At 59.7% G+C, this 23700-nt stretch carries 15 protein-coding genes and 1 other RNA gene; 6 read left to right on the forward strand and 10 right to left on the reverse strand.

Annotated features, from left to right (window positions below; translation table 11 throughout):
- Positions 1 to 155: 155 nt before the first annotated feature.
- Positions 156 to 542, forward strand: a transfer-messenger RNA (tmRNA) gene (gene ssrA / locus ACNA0I_RS12610).
- Positions 543 to 1022: 480 nt separating this feature from the next.
- On the opposite strand, the gene ACNA0I_RS12615 is transcribed toward ssrA, so the two are convergent.
- Together ACNA0I_RS12615 and ACNA0I_RS12620 are read right to left on the reverse strand one after the other, a co-directional pair.
- On the reverse strand, positions 1023 to 2249 hold the full coding sequence (locus tag ACNA0I_RS12615; RefSeq protein WP_415806349.1) for a Hint domain-containing protein: 1227 nt from the start codon (positions 2247 to 2249) through the stop codon (positions 1023 to 1025).
- A 331-nt stretch (positions 2250 to 2580) separates the two neighbouring features.
- Positions 2581 to 3291 carry a class I SAM-dependent methyltransferase gene (locus tag ACNA0I_RS12620; RefSeq protein ID WP_415806350.1) on the reverse strand — a complete coding sequence of 237 codons (711 nt, stop codon included), beginning with the start codon at positions 3289 to 3291 and terminating at the stop codon, positions 2581 to 2583.
- Between the two features lie 343 nt (positions 3292 to 3634).
- Between ACNA0I_RS12620 and ACNA0I_RS12625 the strand changes: the two genes are divergently transcribed.
- From ACNA0I_RS12625 to ACNA0I_RS12635, 3 genes are all read left to right on the forward strand, one after another.
- The gene (locus ACNA0I_RS12625; RefSeq protein ID WP_415806351.1) at positions 3635 to 5155 is read left to right on the forward strand and encodes a DASS family sodium-coupled anion symporter; all 1521 of its coding nucleotides are present in this window, start codon (positions 3635 to 3637) and stop codon (positions 5153 to 5155) included.
- Between the two features lie 10 nt (positions 5156 to 5165).
- On the forward strand, positions 5166 to 6221 hold the full coding sequence (locus ACNA0I_RS12630; RefSeq protein ID WP_415806352.1) for an Ldh family oxidoreductase: 1056 nt from the start codon (positions 5166 to 5168) through the stop codon (positions 6219 to 6221).
- Between the two features lie 144 nt (positions 6222 to 6365).
- Complete coding sequence (locus ACNA0I_RS12635; RefSeq protein ID WP_415806353.1) at positions 6366 to 6830, forward strand: hypothetical protein; 465 nt, start codon at positions 6366 to 6368, stop codon at positions 6828 to 6830.
- A 183-nt stretch (positions 6831 to 7013) separates the two neighbouring features.
- Here ACNA0I_RS12635 and ACNA0I_RS12640 read toward each other — a convergent pair whose 3' ends face one another.
- On the reverse strand, positions 7014 to 7391 hold the full coding sequence (locus tag ACNA0I_RS12640) for a hypothetical protein (protein ID WP_415806354.1): 378 nt from the start codon (positions 7389 to 7391) through the stop codon (positions 7014 to 7016).
- Positions 7392 to 7732: 341 nt separating this feature from the next.
- Between ACNA0I_RS12640 and ACNA0I_RS12645 the strand changes: the two genes are divergently transcribed.
- The gene (locus ACNA0I_RS12645; RefSeq protein ID WP_415806355.1) at positions 7733 to 10192 is read left to right on the forward strand and encodes a penicillin acylase family protein; all 2460 of its coding nucleotides are present in this window, start codon (positions 7733 to 7735) and stop codon (positions 10190 to 10192) included.
- 157 nt (positions 10193 to 10349) lie between these two features.
- On the opposite strand, the gene lhpI is transcribed toward ACNA0I_RS12645, so the two are convergent.
- The 4 genes from lhpI to ACNA0I_RS12665 all read right to left on the reverse strand — a co-directional run bounded on the left by lhpI (position 10350) and on the right by ACNA0I_RS12665 (position 14923).
- Positions 10350 to 11282, reverse strand: coding sequence for a bifunctional Delta(1)-pyrroline-2-carboxylate/Delta(1)-piperideine-2-carboxylate reductase (gene lhpI, locus ACNA0I_RS12650; protein WP_415806356.1), 933 nt, complete (start codon positions 11280 to 11282; stop codon positions 10350 to 10352).
- Between the two features lie 10 nt (positions 11283 to 11292).
- On the reverse strand, positions 11293 to 12576 hold the full coding sequence (locus tag ACNA0I_RS12655) for a TIGR03862 family flavoprotein (protein ID WP_415806357.1): 1284 nt from the start codon (positions 12574 to 12576) through the stop codon (positions 11293 to 11295).
- 87 nt (positions 12577 to 12663) lie between these two features.
- Positions 12664 to 13686 (reverse strand): Bug family tripartite tricarboxylate transporter substrate binding protein, encoded by a 1023-nt coding sequence (locus ACNA0I_RS12660; RefSeq protein ID WP_415806358.1) that lies wholly within the window; start codon positions 13684 to 13686, stop codon positions 12664 to 12666.
- A 67-nt stretch (positions 13687 to 13753) separates the two neighbouring features.
- Entirely contained in the window at positions 13754 to 14923 is a 1170-nt protein-coding gene (locus ACNA0I_RS12665; RefSeq protein WP_415806359.1) for a M20 family metallopeptidase, read from the reverse strand.
- A gap of 129 nt (positions 14924 to 15052) precedes the next feature.
- Between ACNA0I_RS12665 and ACNA0I_RS12670 the strand changes: the two genes are divergently transcribed.
- Entirely contained in the window at positions 15053 to 15823 is a 771-nt protein-coding gene (locus ACNA0I_RS12670) for an IclR family transcriptional regulator (protein WP_415806360.1), read from the forward strand.
- Between the two features lie 36 nt (positions 15824 to 15859).
- Here the strand turns inward: ACNA0I_RS12670 and ACNA0I_RS12675 are convergent, their stop codons facing one another.
- The 3 genes from ACNA0I_RS12675 to ACNA0I_RS12685 form a co-directional block, all read right to left on the reverse strand.
- Entirely contained in the window at positions 15860 to 16330 is a 471-nt protein-coding gene (locus ACNA0I_RS12675; protein ID WP_415806361.1) for a YaiI/YqxD family protein, read from the reverse strand.
- A 7-nt stretch (positions 16331 to 16337) separates the two neighbouring features.
- A complete protein-coding gene (locus tag ACNA0I_RS12680) occupies positions 16338 to 16601 on the reverse strand; it encodes a hypothetical protein (protein ID WP_415806362.1) in 264 nt (87 codons plus the stop codon).
- Between the two features lie 144 nt (positions 16602 to 16745).
- Positions 16746 to 23441, reverse strand: a complete 6696-nt coding sequence (locus ACNA0I_RS12685) for a hypothetical protein (RefSeq protein ID WP_415806363.1) — start codon at positions 23439 to 23441, stop codon at positions 16746 to 16748.
- Positions 23442 to 23700 lie beyond the last annotated feature (259 nt).

Raw genomic sequence — 23700 nt, forward strand, 5'->3', positions numbered from 1 at the left:
GCAGGGATTTGCGCGGGTAACGTGCCGACAATGCACGGGCCAGCGCCTCGTTGGGCGTGCTGGTGAGAAGCGAGCGGGGGAGTGGCTCTGCCTGTCCCGCAGGAGGGGAGCGTGGGTGCTTTATCTGGCCCAATTGGAGTACAATAGAGAATCTTGGGGCCGATCCGGATTCGACGTGGGTCGCGAAACAACTCAGGGCATGCCGAGCACCAGTAAGCTCGTAAAACCACTGGAACACTTTAAACGCAAACGAAGAGCGTTTCGCTCTCGCCGCTTAAGCGGTGAGCCGCTGCACTGATCTGTCCTTGGGTCAGGCGAGGGAAGGCAACTTCCTAGGGGGCAACCCCGAATCGCAGCAGCGTCCTTTACAAGGAATCGGTCTGCACTGGGGTCACACGGTTCAGGCTTAAATTACGTGAATCGCCTTGGTCCGGCCTGTCGATCGGCTAAGTCCATGGTTAAAACTAAATAGGTCGACTACGCATGTAGAACTGGTTGCGGAGGGCTTGCGGACGGGGGTTCAATTCCCCCCGGCTCCACCAAATTAGCAAGCATTAGGTAGTGACAGACAGGGACGGACGGGTTAACCGATCCGTCCTTTTTTGTTTGGAACATGCTTGCCGGCAGCCGGCCAAAAGAAAACCGCCCGTAGGCGGCCGATCGAGAGCAAGCGCGGAGCGCCGCGCTTTCAAATTTTCCCTGGGACTCTGCTCGTGAGCCGCAATTCCAATTCCTGCATGTATTCCCGTAGTTCGTGTTCGGCGGATGTCGCCTGACTCGGAGCGGGGGCGGGATTGATCAGCTGCCGTCCGGCAGCGACAGCGCGTCGAGCGCGTAATTCGGATTCTGATAAAGGTTTAACTGTTTGATGGTAGAAAGACTCCATCGCCATCTCCTGATGTGTGCAGCATGAGCGTGAACTGATAGCTCAGGGCTCAACCTTACATGCGGCTCAGGAATGCGACCAACTCAAGAATTGCAAAGTGTGCAGTCATACACGACGTAAAGACCGCCCCTTGTGCTTATCCGTTGGCAACAGCGATAGGAGCTTCGACACTCGGCAGGCTCATCGCACGAGCGGCATATTTTTCGCGCAGAGCTGCTTCCGCAACGGGGTCGCGCAACACCGCAAAACCGGGACGATCAGCACGACGACGTTTGCGATCTTGCGGCCGTAGTTCGGAAACAGCCACGTTCTGGAAAAAATCACGGTTCCCGCCATCAGCCCACGATTCAGAATACACGCCATGTGCGATCACTACGTCGAACTGATCCAATTCCACGTGGTAATACTCCACCCATTCCGTGCGTGGCTCTTGCACGATGGTGCGGCCATTGATGAGACACCTGGCGCGTACCAGCACGCCGTCTAGCCATAAATGGTGCCAAGGTGACACCAGCAGATCGGCATCCGGCATACTCGCGGCGAAGGCGTGCTGGCGAATGCGGATGGGCAATGTTGCTGCGCGCTCATCGTCGGTGCGCAGCAGCGCGACACGGTACTTGCGCCAGCCGATCCATTTCACGGTGCGCCATCCGGATTGGCCCCAGACTTGATCGCCGGCCTGCAATGCTTCGATAGCGACGTCTCCGCGTGGCGTACGTAAACGCGTGCCTTTTAGAAAGCAGACCGGCATCACAAAATCGCCGTTGGTGAAGTAGCTTTGCGGATCGGCGGCAATGACGTTTCCTACGCTCGCCGGCATGCCCTGGATCGACATCGTTACCGGCAAGGCGCCGCTTACGAAATGGACTGTACCCGTCTCGGATGTAGGATCGTAGTTGAACTGCATAAAGGTGGCGTTGGGCACATGAATAGAATCGCCCGCGCTCATGCCATTTATCATGATAGGGCTTGTGATGCCGGAACTCACATAAGTGAAACTGCCATCTCCATCGCCACCGAACTCCACGTTCAGCTTTACGGTACCGCCATTAGGTACAGGACCCGTAAACTGATTCACCGTAGCCGAGGAGGTCCCATCGATCAGCAGCTTGCCCGGTATCTGATCAGCACCGGTGGTAGCGAACAACAAGTCTGGCGTGTCCAGGGTTGCGCCGTTGGTCACGATCACTGTCGCGCCCGTCGTCGGAAACATAAACAGCGGGACCGACACTGTCAGGTCCACGCCGTCGACGCTCAGTGTCTGCGACCCGGGGAGCACGGCGGCACTGTTGGTACCCGGGTCTGCATTGGTCTGATCGACCGTCGCGTCGGAAACCTTCAGATCGAAGAAAAAATTCGCCATTATTTGATTGCGCCTTTATTAGCGGCAGTGATGTGGCGTCAGCGTCCACGTCGCCGGGGTTATTACACGAGTTTTGGCGTGGGGCTTGCCTAGGATAGGGTATAACCAATTGAAACAATCATTAGGCGCTGATTACAACAGATACTTGTGCAAGCGCTATATTTTATTTTTTGACAAATTTATTCTATATGTGACGTTTGACGCCGCTTAACGGATCTTGAGAACGAGACTCTGCGCCTGCGCCGCAAACGAAACACCGCACCGAACCTGGGATTACCACTGTCGTGGTAGACGGAGTCGATCCCAGCGCCTCACGCTGGATATGGCTTCGTTACCGCTCGGCGCTCACCACGAGCCAGCGCCCGTACATCGATTGCGGGCTGCCTGCCTGTTCCCAATAGCGGGCTTCGTCGGCATCTGCTGCGTGAGCGGCCTTGCGGCGGCAGTAGGTTTCCCCCGGCCATCCCAATAGGCGTTCGACGTGCCGCTTTGGCTTCGGCTCGTCGACCTCGTGCAGTTCAATTTGCCGAAATCCTGAAGTGGTGAGCACGAGGTGCAGTTGAGGAAATGAAAATGGAAAATGCGTGATGTAGTCGCCCCGCTTTTTGCCATACATCGGGCTGAACCCTGAGTGAAATCCTCGCAAGAAGAACTGGCCTCGCGATCTGACATGCCATGTGTTCGGCGTGGTGACAATCAATTTGCCGCCGGGCCGCAGCACATCGCGAAAGCCTTTCAGGGCGGATCCTGGGTTGGTGAGCAAATGAATGGCTTCGCAGCAAACTACCGCATCGTATTCGCGGGGCAGCTTGGGCAAGGGCTCGTCCAGATCCTGCTCGCGGACCATCCCATAGACAGGTACCTCCACGGGATATTCCCATAACCCCAAACCGTCGATCTGCAAATCCGGCTGACGCCGGGCGAATTCGTGCCCCAGCCAACCATGGCCGCATGGCGCATCCAGGACCGCACGGGCCCGATGCCTTTGCAATATATCGAGGACCACAGGGTGGTAGGGTTTTTTGATCAGGTGTGGTTGCACTGTGGTTTCCGTCCGTACTGCGTGTCGGTACTAGCGTAAGCCAAGAATGCCCGAAACTTTCGCGCATAGATGGACTTGTCTCGGCCAAAAATGAGCGAATAGGACAGGGGGGAGAGCGCCACCGTTCGTGATCGACGGCGGTTATTACGAGGGGAATTGATGACGTGGATCGGTATTGATATTTCGCAATAATCGCGTGCGAAGCTGAGGGATTGTTTCTTATTCCGTCGTTACATTGTTATAGAATATTCCTGCGTTGCCTGCGACCTATTGTTATTCGCGGCGCTGCCCGCGAACGGCTCCGGTTGCATTCGATGCCCCATTTTGGTTACCGGAGAAAGGCATGTCTGAGCCTGTCGCTGTTCCCGTTAAACCCGCCTCACCTGCGGCCCCACCCGCCAGTCCCCCCAGCAAAGCAAAAATCCCCATTGGCTTGATCGCCGGTGTCATTGCCATGCTCGTCGTCCTGTTTATGCCGATGCCTGACGCGCTGCCCGTTGCGGGGCATCGCATGTTGGCCATCCTGGTATTCGCCGTGGTGGTATGGATCACCGAAGCCGTGTCGTACGAAGCCAGCGCCATCATGATTACCACCTTGATGGCGTTTTTGTTGGGTACCGCTCCGACAGTGCAGGACCCCAGCGTCGTATACGGTACGTCCCGGGCCATCACGATGGCGTTGACCGGGTTTTCAAATTCTGCGCTCGCCCTGGTGGCTGGCGCGTTGTTCATCGCTGCCGCCATGACGTTCACGGGCCTGGATAAGCGGATCGCACTGGTCACCTTGTCCAAGGTCGGCACCAGCACGCGCCGCATCATGATGGGCGCGATTGCGGTCACGATTGTGCTCAGCCTGGTGGTGCCGTCCGCGACGGCGCGCAGTGCTTGCGTGGTGCCGATCATGATGGGTGTCATCGCTGCGTTCGGCGTGGAAAAACGCTCGCATATCGCCGCCGGCATCATGATCATCGTGGCGCAGGCGACCAGTATCTGGAACGTTGGTATTCAAACTGCTGCTGCGCAGAACCTGCTGACGGTGGGCTTCATGGACAAGATGCTGGGCCAGCGTGTGGCCTGGTCTGATTGGCTGGTGGCCGGTGCGCCGTGGGCCATCATCATGTCGGCGTTCCTCGTGGTCCTCGTGTTGAAGCTGTTGCCGCCCGAGACCGATGCGGTCCAAGGCGGCAAGGAAGCCGTCGAGCAATCGCTGCGTGACCTCGGCCCGATGACGGGCCCGCAAAAACGGCTGATGATCGTATCGGTCCTGCTGCTGCTTTCCTGGTCAACAGAAGGGAAACTGCATCATTTCGATACGACGTCGACGACGTATTTTGGGTTGGTGTTGTTGATGCTGCCGCGCATCGGCGTTATGACATGGAAAGACGTACAGTCGCGTATTCCATGGGGTACGGTGATCGTGTTCGGGGTCGGCATCAGCCTAGGTACTGCACTCTTGACGACGCAGGCTGGCCAATGGCTGGGGTCTCAGGTGGTGACTAATACTGGTCTGGATAAAGTCGGGCCGGTGGGTATCTTTGCCATTCTGGGCGCTTTCCTGATTCTGATTCACTTGGGTTTCGCCAGTGCGACGGCGTTGACGTCCGCCATGCTGCCGATTTTGATCTCGGTGCTGCAAACCTTGCCAGGCGATTTCAATCGCCTGGGCATGACGATGTTGCTGGGCTTCGTGGTGAGCTACGGTTTCATGCTGCCCATCAACGCACCGCAGAATATGGTCTGCATGGGCACGGAAACCTTTACCGCCAAGCAATTTGCCAAGGTGGGTATTGGCATCACGATTGTGGGTTTCGGGCTGATGTTGGTGATGGCTGCAACGTACTGGCGCTGGCTGGGCTGGATGTAAGGGTGCTGCGATGAAGATACATATCGAAGACGCCATCGTTTATGGCACCGCGCTGTTGGTGGCGCAAGGCATTCCGGATGACATTGCCGCCAATGTGGCCGAGCATCTGGTGGAGTCAGACCGTGTTGGCTATACCAGCCATGGCCTGTCGATTCTGCCGAATTACCGCAAGGTATTGGAAAAGGGCCTGGCCAATGGCTCGGCGCGTCCCACGGTGATGTACGACCATGGGCCCATGCTGGCGTTCGAAGGCAATCAAGGCCTGGGACAGCATGTGGGCAAGGTGATCATGCAGCAGGCCTTACAACGCACACGCGAACATGGTCAATGCATTGTGACGCTGCGCAATAGCCATCATCTGGGCCGCATGGGTTTCTACGGTGAAATGGCGGCGCATGACGGCTTTATCCTGCTGGCGTTTACCAACGTGATCAACCGCGCGCCTACGGTTGCGCCATTCGGCGGAGCGCAGGCTTGCATGACGACGAATCCTTTGTGCTTTGCCGGCCCGCTGCCAGATGGCCGGCCGCCTTTTCTGGTGGATATGGCGACGAGTTCGATTGCCGTGAACAAGGCGCGCGTTTTGGCGGCAAATGGCCAGCAGGCACCGGAGGGATCGCTAATCGATGCGCAGGGGAATCCGACTACGGATCCTAATGCGTTGTTTACCGATCCTCCCGGGGCGTTGTTGCCCTTTGGCGGGCACAAAGGCTATGCGATGGGTCTGGTGGCTGAGCTGTTGGCAGGCGTACTGTCGGGTGGCGGCACCATACAACCGGCCCGTCCGCGCGAAGGCGCAGCGATGAACAATATGTTCGCGCTGCTGCTCGATGCTCGCGTGGGTTTTCAGACGGATTGGCGCATTCAAGAGGTCAGCGCCTTTATCGACTATCTGCACGCGTGCAAGCCGCAACCGGGCGTGGACGCGGTACAGTATCCGGGTGAATACGAGGCCACGAATCGCGCGCGGAATAAGCACCAGATCGAGTTTGCCCCTGCGATTTGGGATAGCCTGGCAAAGTTGGGGGGAGAGCTCAATGTGCCGCTGCCGAGGCCGTTGGACTGAGCTTTATTTGTGCTGATTGGGGCAATTGCGCCGCGGCCGTTCCGTGTTCGAGACCTGTTATCGATTACGCAAGGATCGTGGCTGCCGCCGCTGGCTCAGTTTGTAGCGAGGACGACGATCTGCGGATTTCCATAGGAACGCACAATGCCCATTGTTCTAGCCTTCATCGTGCTCGCAGCCCTTATCTATGGCGCTGTTGCGCTGTACATGGTCACTGCTGCGAGGTTCGGCTGGCTGGCGGGTGTCGGCGCCGATTTATTGGCGGTGGTCGTAATCGTCGCAGTGATCGCTGCTTTCGTTCATCGATATCGCACGATTCACGGTAAAACCGTCGATGGCAAACGTATCGTGTCGCTCAAGGAATCCTGGGGCGAGATTCACCTCGACGCCAAGGCCAAGCGAGGCTCATTGACGGTCGAGGGAAGCAGGGCGCAATTTATTTTCACCGACATTGCAAGCGCACACGCATTGAAGCGCGCGGGGAGTTGGATGCTGGCCTTGCATCTGGACCACAACGCTCAAGGCGACTGGGAAATCCCCATGCATGATCACAAGCAAGCGCACCGCTGGGCCAAGATATTTACCTTGGCAGCCGAACAAAATCTGTGACTATTTCTGAGCCACTGTCAACAGCAGTCTGTTCGACTGCATGGCTGGCTCCTTGGTGTCAGAGCCTGTAGTGTGCCGCGCGGATACGACATTGTTGTCGACTGACTATCGTCAGTAACTCGCTGCTAGACCTGTCGACATAAAAAGCGGCACCCGCAGGGTGCCGCTGATCTGCAAGCAAACTTATCTGTTGCCGCACATGTCAGAGGTCCTCACTTCGTTGATGGCGGTCTCTTGGCGATTGGGGACATAGTTATGGTCTAGCTGCAGGCCGGTTTGGCTGCCCGGGACGCACGAGTCGCCACCTGCGCCGGAGGGCATTGCATAGCGGTCACCGGCATATCCCTGGCCACCTTGCGCCGGATTGGTTTGGCCCGCCGGCGGGATCTGGCCGGGAGGCACGGGTGCGTTGGGCGGCACTGCCGTTCCATCATTCGGCGTTGTGGACGGCGAACTGCTAGACGGCACACCCGTATTGGGCATGCTTTGGGCATATGCGCCGCCAGCCATGGCGCCTATGACGGTTATCGCTGCAACCCGGGCAAGTAATTCACGCTTCATGTGAGTTCTCCAAACGGTGTGTGGGCTCGGTGCACCGCAACTATCGTGCCCGCGGTGGCTACCGTGATTTGAATTTTGACTCCGTCTGGGTGCACGTCGAGTCTCGAACGGCAACGAACCGTCGGTAAATCTTTCTGTGCAGATACGTAATAAAAGCTTCCCAAGAGCGCTGATAGACCTCGATGTCCTCGTCCATAGGTCCGCTTTTTATGCAGCATTGTTACGTTGATTGAAAAAATTCACGAAATACAACAATATTTCTCTGCCATCTGTTTACATTATTGGCAATGCGCCGGGACAGGTGCGACGGCGCCAGCAGGTCAACAGGGAGGAGGAGAGATATGCGTACGTTCAATCGCAAGATCGCCGCATGGCTGGCATGTGGCGCCGTGGCATTGCTGGCAGGCTGCGCGGGGCCGGGTGGGGACAAACATGCCACCATCGATATGCCGGGATTGACGCAGCCGGTAGAAATCCTGCGCGACCAGCACGGCGTGTCGCACATTTACGCCCAGAATCAACACGATCTGTTCTTTGCCCAGGGGTTCAACGCGGCGCGAGACCGTTTGTGGCAACTGGATCTGTGGCGCCGGCAGGGCGAAGGCAAAATGGCCGAGCAGTTTGGCCCGCGTTTCGTCGAGCAAGACCGGGCAGCTCGCCTGTTTTTGTACCGCGGCAATCTGCAGGCGGAGTTCGCCAGCTATCACCCCGAAGGACAGGCGATCCTGACGGCCTTTGCCGATGGTATCAACGCCTACGTCGACTGGGTGAAAGCCAACCCGGAACAACTGCCGCCCGAATTCAAACTGACGGGTACCCTGCCTGGCTACTGGAGCCCGCAGACCTCTCTGATCCGCATTTATGGACTGACTCGTAATGTCACTAGCGAGGTCAAGCTGGCGCAGCAGGTCGCGGCAATGGGGGTGAATACTGTGCAAGACCTGGGCGTCTATGAGCCGCCTATTGCTTTGCAAGTGCCGGCTGGATTGAACGTAAATCAGATCAATGAAAACATTCTGGCCGACTACAACCTGGCTCGAAAGGGTCAGAAATTCGAGGCGGGCGATTTCCCTCGCAGCCCCTTGGCTGCGGCCGAGCGCGAGGAGCTTGCGCGCAGCCTGTCGGCCAATATGCTGGCCTCGCTGGACCCGGCCTTTGATCCGATGGCTCCACGTTACGAGAGCAACAACTGGACCATCTCTGGTCAGCGCACCGCCACAGGCCGACCGATCTTGGCGGGCGATCCGCATCGTGCGATCGCGATGCCATCGCTGCGCTACATGGTGCATCTGAATGCGCCAGGCTGGAATGTCATTGGTGCAGGTGAGCCTGCCTTGCCGGGTGTATCGATGGGGCATAACGACCGTATCGCATTCGGCCTGACCATCTTCGCCTTTGCCGACGAAGAGGACCTCTACGTGTATGACACGAATCCCGCGAATCCCGATCAGTACCGTTATCGCGGCGGCTGGGAAACCATGCGGTCGCTGGACGAATCGATTCCGGTACGAGGCCAGGCGGCCGCGACACGGCAGTTGAAGTTCACACGGCATGGGCCCATCATTCACGAAGATCGGGTGGCTCATAAAGCTTACGCGCTGCGCGCGGCCTATCTGGAGTTTCCGGGCACCGCGGCATATCTCGCCAGTCTGCGCCTGAATCAAGCCCAAAACTGGCAGGAATTCGTCGCCGGTATGGAGCGGCACTACACGCCCAGCGAAAACATGGTGTATGCCGACGTGGACGGCAACATCGGCTGGTTTGGCGGCAGCATCGCGCCGATCCGCCCACGCAAGGACTGGTCCGGCATGCTGCCGGTGCCGGGCAATGGCGATTACGAGTGGAACGGTTTCCTGCCGACGCGTTCGCTGCCTAAAGCGTTCAACCCGCCCGAGGGCTACATCGCTACGGCCAACGAATACAACCTGCCTTATGACTATCCGTACAAGGACATGTCCGGGCGCGCCTGGGCGGAGCCGTTCCGGGTCAAGCGGATCCGAGAGGTTCTGGCCGACGCAAAGGGACTGAGTCTGGAGACTTCGCAACATTTGCAGTTCGACAATCTGTCGCTGCCGGCACGCACATTGACGGGCTATGCAAAAGCATTGAACTCTACCGATCCTGTGGTTGGCGAGGCGCTGCGTTTGTTGAAGGACTGGGACTACCGTACCGAAGTCGATTCCGAAGCCGCCACCGTGTATGAGTTCTGGCTGCCAGAGGTGGTCAAGCGGGTCTCCGAGTTGTACGTGCCGCCGCAGGGCAGCAAGGTGTTCGGTCAGTTGGCGACGATCAAGGTGCTGGAAAAACTGGCGACGCCCGATGCGGCCTTCGGTCCGCGGCCCGAGCAAGGCCGGGCAGCGTTGCTGCTGGCCGCGCTGGGCGATGGCATGCGCAAGCTGACTGCAGCGCTGGGTACCGATTCCAGGCAATGGGAATGGGGCCGCCTGCACCATATCCAGTTCGAGCACAGCCTCGCCGGCCTGCTGCCGCCCGACACTGCCAAAGCCTATGGCACGCCTCGGTATCCGGTCAGCGGGGACAACGATACGGTGCATCGCGCGACATTCCGCAAGTCGGATTTCCGGCAGATCAGCGGCGCGTCGTACCGGCAGGTGATCGACGTAGGCAACTGGGATAACTCGCGCATCCAGAATATGCCGGGACAGTCTGCTGATCCGCGCAGTCCGTATTACCGGAATCTGCTGGAGGGCTGGGCGACAGGGAAATATATTCCCATGGCGTTCAGCCGTCAGAAGGTTGAGAGTGAACTAGGTGACACGCTGGTATTGCGGCCTCGATAGCGTGCAGCAACAAGGCAGGCGGCATGCCTGCCTGATCGAGGTGTGGTATTGCCGACGGCGCAGCTTGACCGAGCTGCGCCGTCTTATTTTCTGCTCTCGCCGTGCCGACTCTACGAATGAGTCGTCAATAGAATCTGTAAGCAGGCGTGCCTGGCGATCAGCCAGCCTGATAAACCAGAATGGCCGAAGCCAGATCTTCAGACGCCGTTCCGACGGCTTTGTACACCGTAATTTCGTCCGCAGACCTACGTCCCTGATGAACGCCATTGCACAAGTCTTCGAGCGTGGCTTGCACGTCGGCGGCGTAGAACCGGCCGTTCTGAATAGGGGAAAGCAAGTCTCCCGATTTTTCCAGCGCCTCGGTGGTGTCGATGAACACGGATGTGTCGGCGAACGTCTCGTCGTCTGTTTCACGCATGGCGGGTTGAAAACTGCCAATGAGATCCAGGTGTGTTCCGGGTTGTAGCCAGGCTCGCTGAATCAGCGGCGCACGCGATAGCGTCGCGCAGGAAACAATATCGGCCTGTTCGACTGCGTGGCGCAGATCGGTGACGCTACGCGCGTCAAAACCTGCGGCGCAAAGCTGCTGTGCGAGGCTATCAGCTTTTTCGGCATTGATATTCCACACCGAGACTTTCCTGATGGGGCGTATCGCCGCATAGGCCGGTGCAAGTGCCCGGGCAACGTTGCCGGCGCCCACGATGAGCATGTCGGTGGCGTCCTCGCGTGCGAGATAGGATGCCGCTAATGCCGAGGCCGCCGCAGTGCGCCGTACGGTGATCTGATCGCCATCGATGATGGCCAGGGGCTGGCCGTTAGTGGCGTCAAACAGGGTATAGGTGGAAAACAAACCAGGTTTGCCTTGTTTGGCGTTTTCCGGAAAGATCGTCACATGTTTGATGCCGAGATATTTGCCGTCTTGCCATGCAGGCATGATCAATAGCGTATCGGTGGTGCGCTCGCGTTCATTAATGGTATGGATATGCCGGCGCGGGACTACGCAGGTCTCGATGAACATCTGCCGAATGGCTGGGATCAGTGCATCGAATGAAAGGCGTTCTGCAGTGGTGTTGCTGTCGAAAATTTTCATGGATGGGATCTCAATCTATCGAGTTTCCAGGCACAAGACGCGCATGCACACCGTCGGCCGCGACTGCACCGCTGGCCATGCTTGCCGTCAACAGATAACCGCCCGTCGGGGCTTCCCAGTCGAGCATTTCTCCGGCGCAAAAGATGCCAGGCGCGTGTCTGAGCATCAGTGTGTCGTCGGTAGCCTCCAGCCGCACACCACCTGCGCTGCTAATGGCTTCATCGATCGGCCGCGTGCGCAATAGTCGCAGAGGTAGTGCCTTGATACGGCGTGCCAGCAATGCCATATCGTGCCAATCTTGTGCCGCTGTGCATTCGCGCAGCAGTGCTGTCTTGACGCCTTTCAGTCCAAGCCGGCTTTGCAAATGACTGGCCATGGAGCGCGCGCCACGAGAATGTGAAACTTGCGCGACGACTTTGTCGGCAGAGAGGTCGGGCAGTAAATCGACCCAGGCGAATGTTGAGCCCTGTGCATCAATCGCGTCTCGCAATCCAGCTGACAGGGCATAGACCAGGCTGCCTTCGATGCCCGATTCGGTCAGCATGAATTCGCCACGTCGCCATGTGCCGGGCTCTCCATCGCGATCGAGCGCCATGGCGATGGATTTGAGGGGCATTCCTGCATAGCGTTCGCGCAGGTGTGCGCTCCAATCCGCCTCAAAACCGCAATTGGCCGGGCGCAGCGGGGCGACGTCTATGTGGTGTTCCTGCAGGCCTGCAACCCAACTGCCGTCCGAGCCCAGGCGAGCCCAGCTGGCGCCACCAAGTGCCAGGATTGCAGCGTCGGCATGCACCGTCAATGAGCCATGCGGGGTTGTAAAGTGCAGCCTCTGAGGGGCAGGTGTCTCGCCCTCTGTCCAGCCGTTCCAATGGTGCCGCATGTGAAAACGCACCCCTGCGGCGCGCAGTCGTGACAGCCAGGCCCGCAACAGCGGAGCGGCCTTCATTTCGAGCGGAAACACGCGGCCAGATGTGCCGACAAATGTCTCGACTCCCAACCCGTGCGCCCATTCACGTAACGCCTGTGCGTCCAGGCGATGCAGCCAGGTGGCCACGGCCGAACTGCGGCTGCCAAAACGCTGATTGAAGCGTTCCGATGGCTCGCTATGCGTCAGATTCAATCCGCCACGGCCAGCCAGCAGGAATTTCCGTCCGACAGACGGCATGCTGTCGTAAACGTCGGCCAATATGCCGTGGCGCGCGAGCGTCTCAGCCGCCATCAAACCGGCGGGACCACCGCCGATGATGGCGACGCGGACGGCGGTGGAGGAGGCGGGTGAAGTCGAATCGGGCATGAGCAAGGAGCAGGAGGCGGTGACGAGATTGTCGCATGCCCCGCGTTGGGTATCCGGCGCCCCTTGTCCCTCGCCGAGATAGGCAGCTCAGTCCGCCTGCACGTAACCCGTAACCCGGATCATCTCTTTGTACTTCTTGATCTCATCGGTATATGCCGCCTGGGCCTGCTCCAATGTCATCGATTTGGATACGTTGCGGCCGTCGGCCTCCAGCTTGGCGATGACGGCCGGATCCTGTAATGCCTGGCCTATGGCGCGATTCAGCGTTTCCTTGATCGCTGCGGGCGTACCTTTCTTGACGAAATAGCCTGCATAACTGGCATATTCAAACTGAGCGAGCTTGGGGATCTCGGTGATACTGGGCACCTTTGCCAATACCGCAGGTTTGTCTTTGGACAACACTGCCAGCGCCTTGAAACGGCCAGTGTTCACCATTTCCAGCATGGAGGCCTGAAACGGCATGATGGTGAAGTCGATCTGTTTACCCACGAGATCCTGCACGACCGGCGCAGTGCCTTTGTACGGAATGTGCGTAAATGGCACATTGGTGAGTTTGCCCAGATACTCGGTGACCAAATGATAGAGCGAGCCTACGCCGACCGTTCCATAGGTCAGCGAATTTGCCGCGTCGCGGGACCCGGCTAGTTTCAGAAACTCTTCTGTCGTGTTGACAGGCAGATCGGCACGCACCAGCAGCACCAGGTGAGTGATGGTGATCGGCTGCAGGTTTTCGAACGCATCGGGCTGGTATCGCACCAGACGGTTGGTCAGCGGGGGAATGATCAGTTCGTTCTGCGTACCCTGGAAAAAATAGTTGCCGTCGGCGTTGGCATTCAACACTTTCGAGGCGGCGATGGTACCGGTGGCGCCGCCCAGATTCTCGACCACAACCGGAGTCTTTAGCGCCTCGCCAATAGGGCCTGACAAGATACGGGCGCTGACGTCGCTAGGGCCGCCAGCAGGATACGGAACCATCATCGTGACCGGGCCCGCAGGATAGGCGGCCGCCCGGGCGGATTGCATGGCTGGCACAGTCATTGCCGGCGCCAAAGCCAGTGCCAGGCCGGTTTTGAGAAAGGACCGCCGTGCGTCTGCTGCGTGTGCGTTCATGGGGTGTACTTTGCTGTCAGAAAGGGAAGGACAAAAAGCGATTGATGCGGACCGGCAACGTTGCTCGTTACCATTGCTGCTCAGAAAGCCTGGTCAGCGTATTCAGCACAGCGAGTCCACGAGGAACGATCGTGTCGATCTCGCAATACTCGTCGAGCGTGTGGAACTTTCCGCCCACGGGGCCGGTGCCGCATAAGGTGATGACCCCCAGGCTGGAGGTCACGCCAGAGTCGGCACAGCCGCCGCTGAACTCCCCTTCGGCCTGGTGCCCGATGGCGTTCAATTCTGATTGGTACAACTCGAATAATTGCTTGGATTGCGCAGTCGGTACGAACGGGCGGAATTCGCCTTTGATATCCAGCTTGGATAAGGTGCCGGTGATAAAGGATTTGTTGCAGATGCAGCGTATGCTGCCGACGAGCGATTCGCGCTGTTCCAGATTGAAAATGCGCAGATCAATGGAGGCCTTGGCTGATGGCGCCGAGGTATTGACCGAGAGCCCGCCGGACACGAGACCCACATTGACGGTGACGCCCTGATCGATGTCGGTGAGTTCGTCCAGCGCCACAATCTTGTGGGCGAGCTCAGAGATGGCACTGATGCCCTCGGAAAAATTGGCACCTGAATGCGCAGCGCGGCCCTCGATATCCATTTCGAAAAACACACCACCTTTGCGGCCGGTGACAACGTTGCCCGAAGGACGGCCAGGCTCGGCATTGAATGCAAAACGGGCTTTCTGGGCAAAGGGCACGATGATGTCTTTACTCAGCGGAGAGCCGATTTCTTCGTCGCACGTGAATAGGGCGGTGATCTCGGGCAGCACCTCCGGGCTTTGCGCCGCAGCGGCCAGGATGAAAGCGTTCATCACGACACCAGGTTTCATGTCGGCGACACCGGGGCCGTAGGCGCGGCCATCCTGGATACGAAACGGCCGTCGAGCGGCTTCGCCGGCGGGGAATACGGTATCGCAATGCCCCATCAGTAAAACGGGTTGTCCCACTGTGCTGCCTGCGTTCACCGTGACAGAAATCGCGGCCTCTACGTCACCGACAAAATGCGAGGTTATGGATAAATCATGCTCGGAGAAGAATGATTCCAAGCGGCGGAATACACGTGCCACGCCGGCCTTGTCGTAGCTGTTGGAGTCGATATTGACCAAGTCTGCGAGCAAGGCCAGCATGTTGTCATGCTGGCCAGCCAGCCATTGTGCTGCGGGAATCCCGGCGCTTTTGTTCATTTTTCCAGTCCGTTGGGAAGGGGGCAGGCAACCTGTCTGCCCCGGAGCGTTGCGTTGAGTGTGGTATTGCTATGTAATACTTGATATTATTATGCGCTACTCAGCGATACCGGTCTATTCTGGAAAACGATGACAAGCAATCCTTTATACGTAGGCTCTGTCGGCAAGGCATTTTCCGTGCTGAACTGTTTCAAGAGCGCCAGCGGCGACCTGAGTTTGACGGAAATCATGGAGCGAACCGGGCTGGACAAGAGCGCGGCGCAGCGCTACGCCTATACGCTGAATGCCGAAGGTTATCTGGAGCAGAATCCGCAGACGCGCCGGTATCGGCTAGGAAAGCGCGTGCTCGATTTGAGCTTTCATTTTCTGCGCACACATGAGCTGGTAGAGGCGTGGAATCCCATCATGTTGAGCCTATCGCAGGCCACGGGTGAAAAGATCAGTCTGTCTTTGTATGACGGCCGCGAATTGGTGCACGTGATGCGCCACCAGACCAAGACCGAGCATTACCACGCATCGTTGATCGGCCGTCGCGTGCCTTTATTCTGCACGGCCGGTGGGCGTGCGGTGCTGTCGCGGCTGGACGATGCGCAACTCACGTCGATGCTGACCGATGTCGCGTTGACGGCTTATACCCAGCATACTTTGACAGCGCCGAAGGCCATCAAAGCTGCATTAAAGCCCGTACGAGAGAAAGGCTACGCCATGGTCGTCGATGAGTTCGTCATCGGCGAGATCGCGCTGGCTGCTGCGGTGATCGACGCGAACGGTGCACCGATTGGCGCATTGCATCTGGCCGGGGAGTCGCGCGAATGGACCGCAACGGACTACGAGGCAAAGTTCGCACCGCACCTGCTGAATGCGATTGCACAGTTCCAACGGCGCAATCAGTTCGGGTGAGAGGCGAGCGGATGGCTTGCGATGTGGCGCCGGCCGCTAATTTGACGGCTTTGCCGTCAACCGCGCATGACGCGCCAACAGCGTGTCCAACTGATTCGCAAAGGATTTGCGATCAGCCTGGCTGAACGACGCCGGGCCACCCGTCTCGATGCCGCTGGCCCGCAATTCCTCCATCATGTCACGCACGGCCAGACGCTCTCGAATCGTCTCGGGCGAATAGCGTTCGCCGCGCGGATTCAGCGCCATGGCGCCTTTTTCGAGCACCTCGGCGGCCAGAGGGATGTCTCCGGTGATAACCAGGTCGCCAGCGTTGGCATGCATGACGATATGCGCATCTGCCACGTCAAATCCGCGCGGCACTTGCACCGCGCGTATCAGGGGCGACGGCGGTGTGCGCAACATCTGGTTTGCCACTAGCGTGAGAGGGATTTGCCAGCGCTGAGCGGCGCGGAACAGGATGTCCTTGATGACGGCAGGGCAGGCGTCGGCGTCGACCCAGATATGCATAGACAATTCAGGCGTCGAGCGCTCTTTGCAGGAGTTCGGCCACGATGTCGTTCGTGGATACGCCTCGTTCCTGGGCCAGTGTGCGCAGGCGATCGGCTTGCGCTTGGGTGAGTTTCAGCGGAAAAGGCACCAAACCTGCTGCCTGGTCCAGTTTGCGTTGTTCGCGCCGATCGATCATTTGATCGGAGCCGTAACGGCCGGGCGTGCCCGACTGTTTCAACTGGCCGGCAAGTTTCAGGGCTTTGTTCTTTTCGAGATCGAATTTGTTCATGTTTTGTCGTGGTGAGGCAGGCTTTTAAGAACGGCTCGAAAAAAGGATTTTTTTGAGTTAGTCAGATCGCGGCAAGATCGAGGGCCTCGGCGACGTGCCGTTCAGCTACGGACTATAGCCGATTGGCATCGAGCGAAACGACACTCAATATCGCCAGCTCGCTTTCAGCGTTCCACCATGGCTGTGAACCTGGCCGGAGAACAAGCCGTCATACTGCAGCCGGACGTCGAGTTTGTCACCGCCGAACAGTTGCACGCCCGCGGTCAGCCGCCCGAACGTGCTGCCGGTATCAAGGGTGGCGGTGGCGAGCCGGCTGCCGGACGGGGCTGCCGCTAGCTTGGCGTGACTATTCCAGTGATCCGTGCTGCTCAGACTCAACCCCATGCCGAGATACGGCCGGGCGACATAGCCGTCGCCCAAGGCGACGCGGCCGCCCACTTCAATGCCGGGTGTCAGCACGACTGCCCAGTCATCGCTGTGTTTGTAATCCAGATTCAGGGCCCCCGCTCCATTTTCTGAATATGACGGCATGCTGGTATAAATCACATCCAGATCCACCATGGGCCTGATGTAGGCGTTATCCAGTTTGTGGGTATATGCCACACGCAGGCGTTGTCCGAGCGCAAATACCTCGGGCGAACTCTTGGCCGTGGTATTCGTGCCGGGCAGCTGAATACGCCGCGAGCTGTCATAACTGCCGTAGCTGCCGCTCAATGTGCCTGCCACTGTCCATGGGCCGGACTCATACTTTAACGAGGCACCCAGAAAGCCCGTATCGCCACTCATGCGTTGGCGGTGGTCATCAGCGGTGATGTGGCCATTTTCATAGGCAGCCGACAGGCCGGCATACCACTGCGGCGCGATCTGATGCTGCATGCCAACCTGATACGTGACGCCGCTCGCGTCAAACGACGAGGTGCCATGACTACCGTCGACGCTTGTCTTGCGGGCAGCGATTTGTCCCCAGACGCATGAGGATTCACTGAGTTGCCGATCGGCGTTTTGGTAGTGTGGGCAACTGAGCAGGGAGCTTGCGAACCGCGCCATGTCCGCTTGTTTCAACGCAGCAGGCGCAGCGGCAATGCCAGGCGACAGGCTGGATAGCGCGTTGTTAAAGCTCGCGGGTCCTTGCGCGGCGGTTTGATCGAGCTTTGCATAGAGACTGGCGAGATCTTCGGTGCCGCCGCGTTCCCAGATGTCCTGCAGGTGAGAGCCGATTTCGCGTAAATTGCGTCCGGCACCGTAGGTCTGTGACAAGGTGTCGAAATGAGCCTCGCCCGCTGTCACCGTGCCGTGCCCGCCTGCGTACTGCGTATCAAAATCGAACAGCGGCGAGGTTCCCTGCAGCGTCGTGTTGGTAGGAATGTCGTTTGCTTTCAGGAACACGACCGGTCGGCCCGGCATCAGGCGGCTGCTGTTGACGTTGATCATGCCGTCGAGCTGTGCCGTGCCATCGACCTGCAAAAGATCTGCCTTCTGAGAGACAAAATCTGCCCCGATATGCAGCACGCCGCCAGAGTCCTGTGTGAAATCGCCGCTGATATGCGATGCCGCTGTGCCTTGCTTCAGACCCACCAGGTAGTCACCGTGGTTGATCACATGCCCGTTGATGTTGGCGGCCTTCAGTACCGTGCCGAAGTTTTCTATCGTCCCGAGCGCAACGCCTTGGTCGCTCAGACTCATCGAGCCGGCAACGTTCCCGTAGTTGGTGACAATCGTTGAGCCCGTTCCGGTTTGTTTGATGGTGGTGCCGGTCGACGACAGGCTGCCGCCGGAGTTGATGGTGACTTTGTTTGTCTGGGCAGTACCGTCAATCCAGACACCGCCGCCAGAGCCTGCGTTCACCGTGCCGTAGATCTCTACATCGACGGTCTTGCCATTGTCTACGGCACCATCGCTTTGCGCAAAAATGGCGTAGGCGTTGCTGCCCGTCGCAGTCAGGGAGCCTGATTGCAGGATCGTGACGTTGCCTGCGTAGCTGCCCGTGTATCCAGAGCTGGTGTGGTCATAGGCCGAACCCGCATAGCTGCCGCGGCTGTCGCCTGCCAAGCCGCCGCCATCCGCGATGGACTGCGCGATGATGCCGTAGGCACCGTCTCCAGTCGTTTGCAAAATGCCCGTATATTCGAGAATGATGTCGCCTGCCGAGGCGTTCGCGACAGGCGCCGATACGCGCGAAATGCCGTTCCATCCTGGGGAGATCGCGCCGTTTGCGGTGTAGCCGGCAATGCCGCCGCCACCGCCGATCGCTTGCAGCACAATGCCGTGAGAGCCTGTCCCGGTCGTCAGAATTTGACTTTGCCCGCCGGGCGTCACGTTGCCGACGTTTCCGCCTATCGTAATGTTGATGTCACCGCTGATGGCCGTCTGAAAATACGATGACGGTTGCTGGGCGAGGATGATTGCTTCGACATTGTCGGCACTGCCTGATGCGACGATGCCGCCGCCGCCGCCAATGGTCTGCGCGACCAGTCCAAAGGCGTGCTCACCGGTAGTTTGCACGTTCAGCCAGGAATAGATGCCGATGTTGCCGCCGTTTGTGGGCGCTGCAGAATTCTCCTCGTGTATGCCTCCGCCCCCTAGCAGGATGTCTAACCCGGTGTAGTTGCCATTCGCGCTGATGTCGCCAGAGGCGACACTCGCTGTACCGCCTCCGCCGCCGATGGACTGCAGCACGATGCCATGGGAATTGAATCCCCCTGTAGCGACCGAGAGCGCACTGAGTATCTCGCCATTCGACGTGATGTCGCCACCTGTGCCGCTGTTACCTGTGTCGCCCGTGATACCCAGCGCTACGCTCGGTATCTCACTATTCGAGTGCGTGGTGTGGGCCGACCCGTCCGTGCCTTGTCCTCCGCCACCGCCGATGGTTTGCGCCAACAGGCCGAAAGCGACATCGCCCTTGGTGACAATAGCGCCTTTGGACCAGGTGCCGTCGCCTTGGGTGTTGATGTTGATCGCGCCACCGTTGCCCGCGCTGCCTCCGGACCCGCCGACTCCCATGGTGACCTGTGCAGCGCCGCTGACACCCGACGCGGTGGAGGTGCCTCCGACACCACCGCCGCCGCCGATGGATTGCAGGACGAGGCCGTCTGCGTGGTCGCCCGTGGTGGCGGTGGTGCCTGCATAGTTGACGTTAACCGTGCCGCCGTCACCGCCGCCGCCGCCTTGGCCACCGACGGCCAGCGACATGGCATAGCTGCCGGTGCTGTCGTCGTCTTGCAGATCGGCGTTGTCCGGATCCGAACTGTAGCTAGTGGGTCCGCCCGAGGCATCGGCACCCGCCGATCCGCCCAGGCCGCCGCCACCGCCGATAGATTGCACCAGGATGCCGTCGGCGTCGCCGCCCGCGGTCGTGATCGTTCCGTCCGCGCTCAGCGTCATGGTGCCGCCAGTGCCCGCCGCCGCACCCGTTCCTCCGACGCCTACAGACACTGCGGCCTGAAAGCTGTCATCGGCGTCGTCATCGCCGCCACCGCTGATGTTGGCAGACAGGCTGACCGTGCCGCCCTGCGATGCTCCGCCGCCGCCTCCGATAGTTTGCAGCAGCAGGCCGCGCGAACCCGAGCCTTGTGTCTGTAATACCGCCCCTTGATTGAGCTGAGCGTTGACCGTGCCGCCATTTCCGCCGCTTCCGCCGGTGCCGCCGACGCCGATGGTCGCGGTGATGGTCTGGCCTGCGGCTTTACCACCGCTGTTGCTGCTTCCTATCCCCGCATTGCCCCCGCCCCCGCCAATGGATTGACCCATCATGGCGTTGGAGAAGTCATTGAATGTGTGAACGGATGAGCCCGCGTCTTGAGTGATGTTGATGCCGCCACCGCTACCGCCTTCTCCGCCGGCGCCGCCCAAGGCGACATCGACGTTGACGGCGAGGCTGGCAGCCGTCGTGGAAACGGTGGTGCTCATCGCGTGCGATGCGCCGCCCGTGCCACCGCCACCTCCAATGGATTGGGCCAATACGCCATGAGAGCCGATGCCGCCCGTGGTCAGATTGGCGCCATCGCCGAGCCCTATAGTGACCGACTCCCCGGAGCCTCCGGCACCACCTTGGCCGCCTATCGAGAGGCTGGTTGAAATGGCAAAAGGCGTCTCGGGGTCAGGCACAGCGAAAGTCAGGCTGTTGGCTTGCGCGCTGCCGCCGCTGCCACCGCCGCCACCGATAGACTGTGCCAGGATGCCGAATGAATCCGCGAGCGCCGTATTGGATGTACTTGATGCCGTGCTGACGGTCGTATCGGTGAGCGAAACTGCTACCGTGCCGCCGTCGCCGGCTTTGCCGCTATTGCCGCCCAGCGCCATGGCCGAGGTGAAACCGACGCCGGCCACGGCGTCATGCGCAGCACCGCCGTTGCCTCCACCGCCACCAATGGATTGCGCGGTGATGGCGGCTGCGGCTTGGCCTTGTGTGGCCACAGCGGCATTCGATGACGTCAAGCTTATCGCGCCACCGTTGCCCGCACTGCCGCCTGCACCACCGACTGCCAAGCTGCTTTCGGAAAGCACGGCTGTCTGTGAGGATGAACCGCCTGTGCCGCCGCCGCCGCCGATGGATTGCAGCAATATGCCCATGGCGCCGTCACCGGTGGTGGTGGCCGTGAAGTTATCGCCCGTGAACGTAACGGAGTCACCGTTACCGCCGCCGCTGCCACTGCCGCCCAGGGCAGGGACCGAAGTGCCGGCCGTCAGGCTGAATACGCTGCCCCCATTGCCGCCGCCGCCGCCGATAGATTGGGCGACAGCGCCATGAGCATAAAGGCCGGAAGTGATTATCGTGGCTCCATCGCTCAAACCTACTGTCACTTGACCGCCGTTGCCTCCCGCGCCGCCAGAACCGCCGATTGCGGACACGCCTTCGGCAGACCCGCCGTTGCCGCCACCGCCTCCGACGGATTGTGCCAATAAGCCGATCGCGGCCTCGCCAGCGGTCGTGATGGTACCGGAGAGTGAGGCATCGACGCTTCCAGCCGACGTGTCGCTAGCGCCGGCGGCGGTGCCGCCCACCGAGATCACACCAGAGGCTCCGCCGGCCGTACCGCCGCCACCGCCGATGGACTGCACCAAGGCGCCAATGGCGCCGTATCCTTGGGTGGCGACGGTGCCGCCGATTGTGGTATCAGCCGTTCCCCCCGCGCCGCCTGCGCCGCCATTACCCCCCAGCGCGATGACGCCCGTGCCGGTCGCCCCTGCGCCGCCGCTGCCGCCTATGGACTGTACCAATACACCATAGGCATATTGTCCTGAGGTCTGGAGTTTGCCGTTCGTCGTCACGCTGGAGGTCCCGGCCGTCCCGCCGGTGCCACCATTGCCCGAGCTGTCGCTGATCCATTGGCTCCAATAACCACCGGCTCCGCCACCACCCGCGATGGACTGTGTAACGATCGCGGCAGCGTAGTCTCCTGAGGTAGAGACAGACGAGGTCGCATCGATCGTGGCGACGGCTTCACCGCCATTGGCGCCGGCCCCGCCGGATTTGCTGCCGATGCCGCCCAGCCCGCCCATGCTTTGAGACAAGATGCCGTAGGCGTATGTGCCAGAGGTGGTAATCACGGAGTTGTTTGTCAATGCCGCGCTAGCCTGGCCGGCTTGGCCGCCATCGCCGCCGATGGTGTCCGATGGGGGTTCTTCCCCCGATTCTCCAAAGCCACCGCCGTCACCGCTGCGCGATCGCACCAGGACCCCTAAAACACTGTCCCCGCCAGTGGTTACGGCGGTGTTGGAGAGCGTAGCGGAAGCGCCTGCGGATGATCCTCCGTTGCCAGCGGTCGCGTCATCTGTTCCGTAGTCGCCGCCGTCGCCGCCTTCGGAAATCACCAGCACACCGGCACTGTCTTTGGTCGGCGCTTGATTTGCGACGACGGTGATTCGGGTGGTCGAGGCGCTCTGTCCTACGATTGCCTGGGCAACGTCTGCGATGCCGCCGTTGCCGCCATGGTCGTCGGTCCAGATGACTGTGCCGCCCGCGCCGCCCAGACTGGTCGCTACTACCCCAGCCACGCTCTGCGTTTGTTGGCCGGGGGCGGTGTTCCAATACACCGCCACATTGCCGGTCACCGTTGCGGATGCGGCATAGGAACCTGACGTGTTCGTGCCTGTACTGCCGCCATTACCGGTCGGATCGTTGTCAGAGTTGGGGCCTTTGGCGAAGCCCCCGCCTGCGCCGCCGATACTGGCAGCGGCGACTCCCCATGCGTTTCCTGCACCGTTCAGTGCAGCGCCGCTCGATCCTAATGTCACATTTCCGTTGCTGACGACGGTCGCGGCATTGGCGACACCGCCGTCGCCGCCGTAGTTGTCTAGTATTCCCGAATTCGCATCCGCGCCCGCTCCACCTTGAGCGCTGGCGTACATCCCGATGACGCCACCATTGAGCGTGTCTGACGATGACGCGGAAATCGTGATGTCCGCGCTACTGTTACCGGTCAGACTGGCAGAGGCGGCAGAGCCTCCGTTGCCTCCGTTGTCATTGTCACTTGGCGTGCTTCCGTCCCCGCCGATACTACTGGCCTGTGCACCGATGATCCTGGTAGTGGTTGAGGTCGGCGTCAACGAAATCGCACCGTTGTTCACAACGGTGACAACCAGCCCGGCGCCGCCATTGAGATCCGAGTCGTTGCCCGCCGTTCCCTGGCTGATCATTTTTATCCCGCTGACAGCCTCAGTGCCTTCGACGGAAATCGTGGCGGAACTGGTCAAATCAATACCGTCAGTCGTGGTCAGCGTGACAGGCGTCGAAACCGTGCCTTGGGCCGTACACTGAGAAATGCTATTGGCGACCGTGCAGTTTTGCGCAAATGCGTCCGATGGCGTGCAGGCCACCGTTGCGCATGATGCGAGCAACAGGGCACTACCGTGCCAACCCAACGCGCGATTGAGTCGCAGAGGAGAGAACAGGGCAGGGAGGCGTCCAGACGAAGATGCTGATGCGGGAGAAAGGCAATCAAGAGTGACTGTGATCGATACTGCAGACTTCGTCGTTTTTTTCATCAGAGTAGCCGTGTGTGACCGAGTAGCAATGCAGAGGAGCCTGGGCCGCGGCTACGCCAAATGAGGATTTCCCAATAGGGCGCCTCGGGCGGCGATAAGTCACCCGACTGCC

Origin of the sequence: Bordetella muralis, assembly GCF_965139205.1 — a bacterium.
In the GTDB taxonomy this organism is placed as follows: domain Bacteria; phylum Pseudomonadota; class Gammaproteobacteria; order Burkholderiales; family Burkholderiaceae_B; genus Bordetella_A; species Bordetella_A muralis.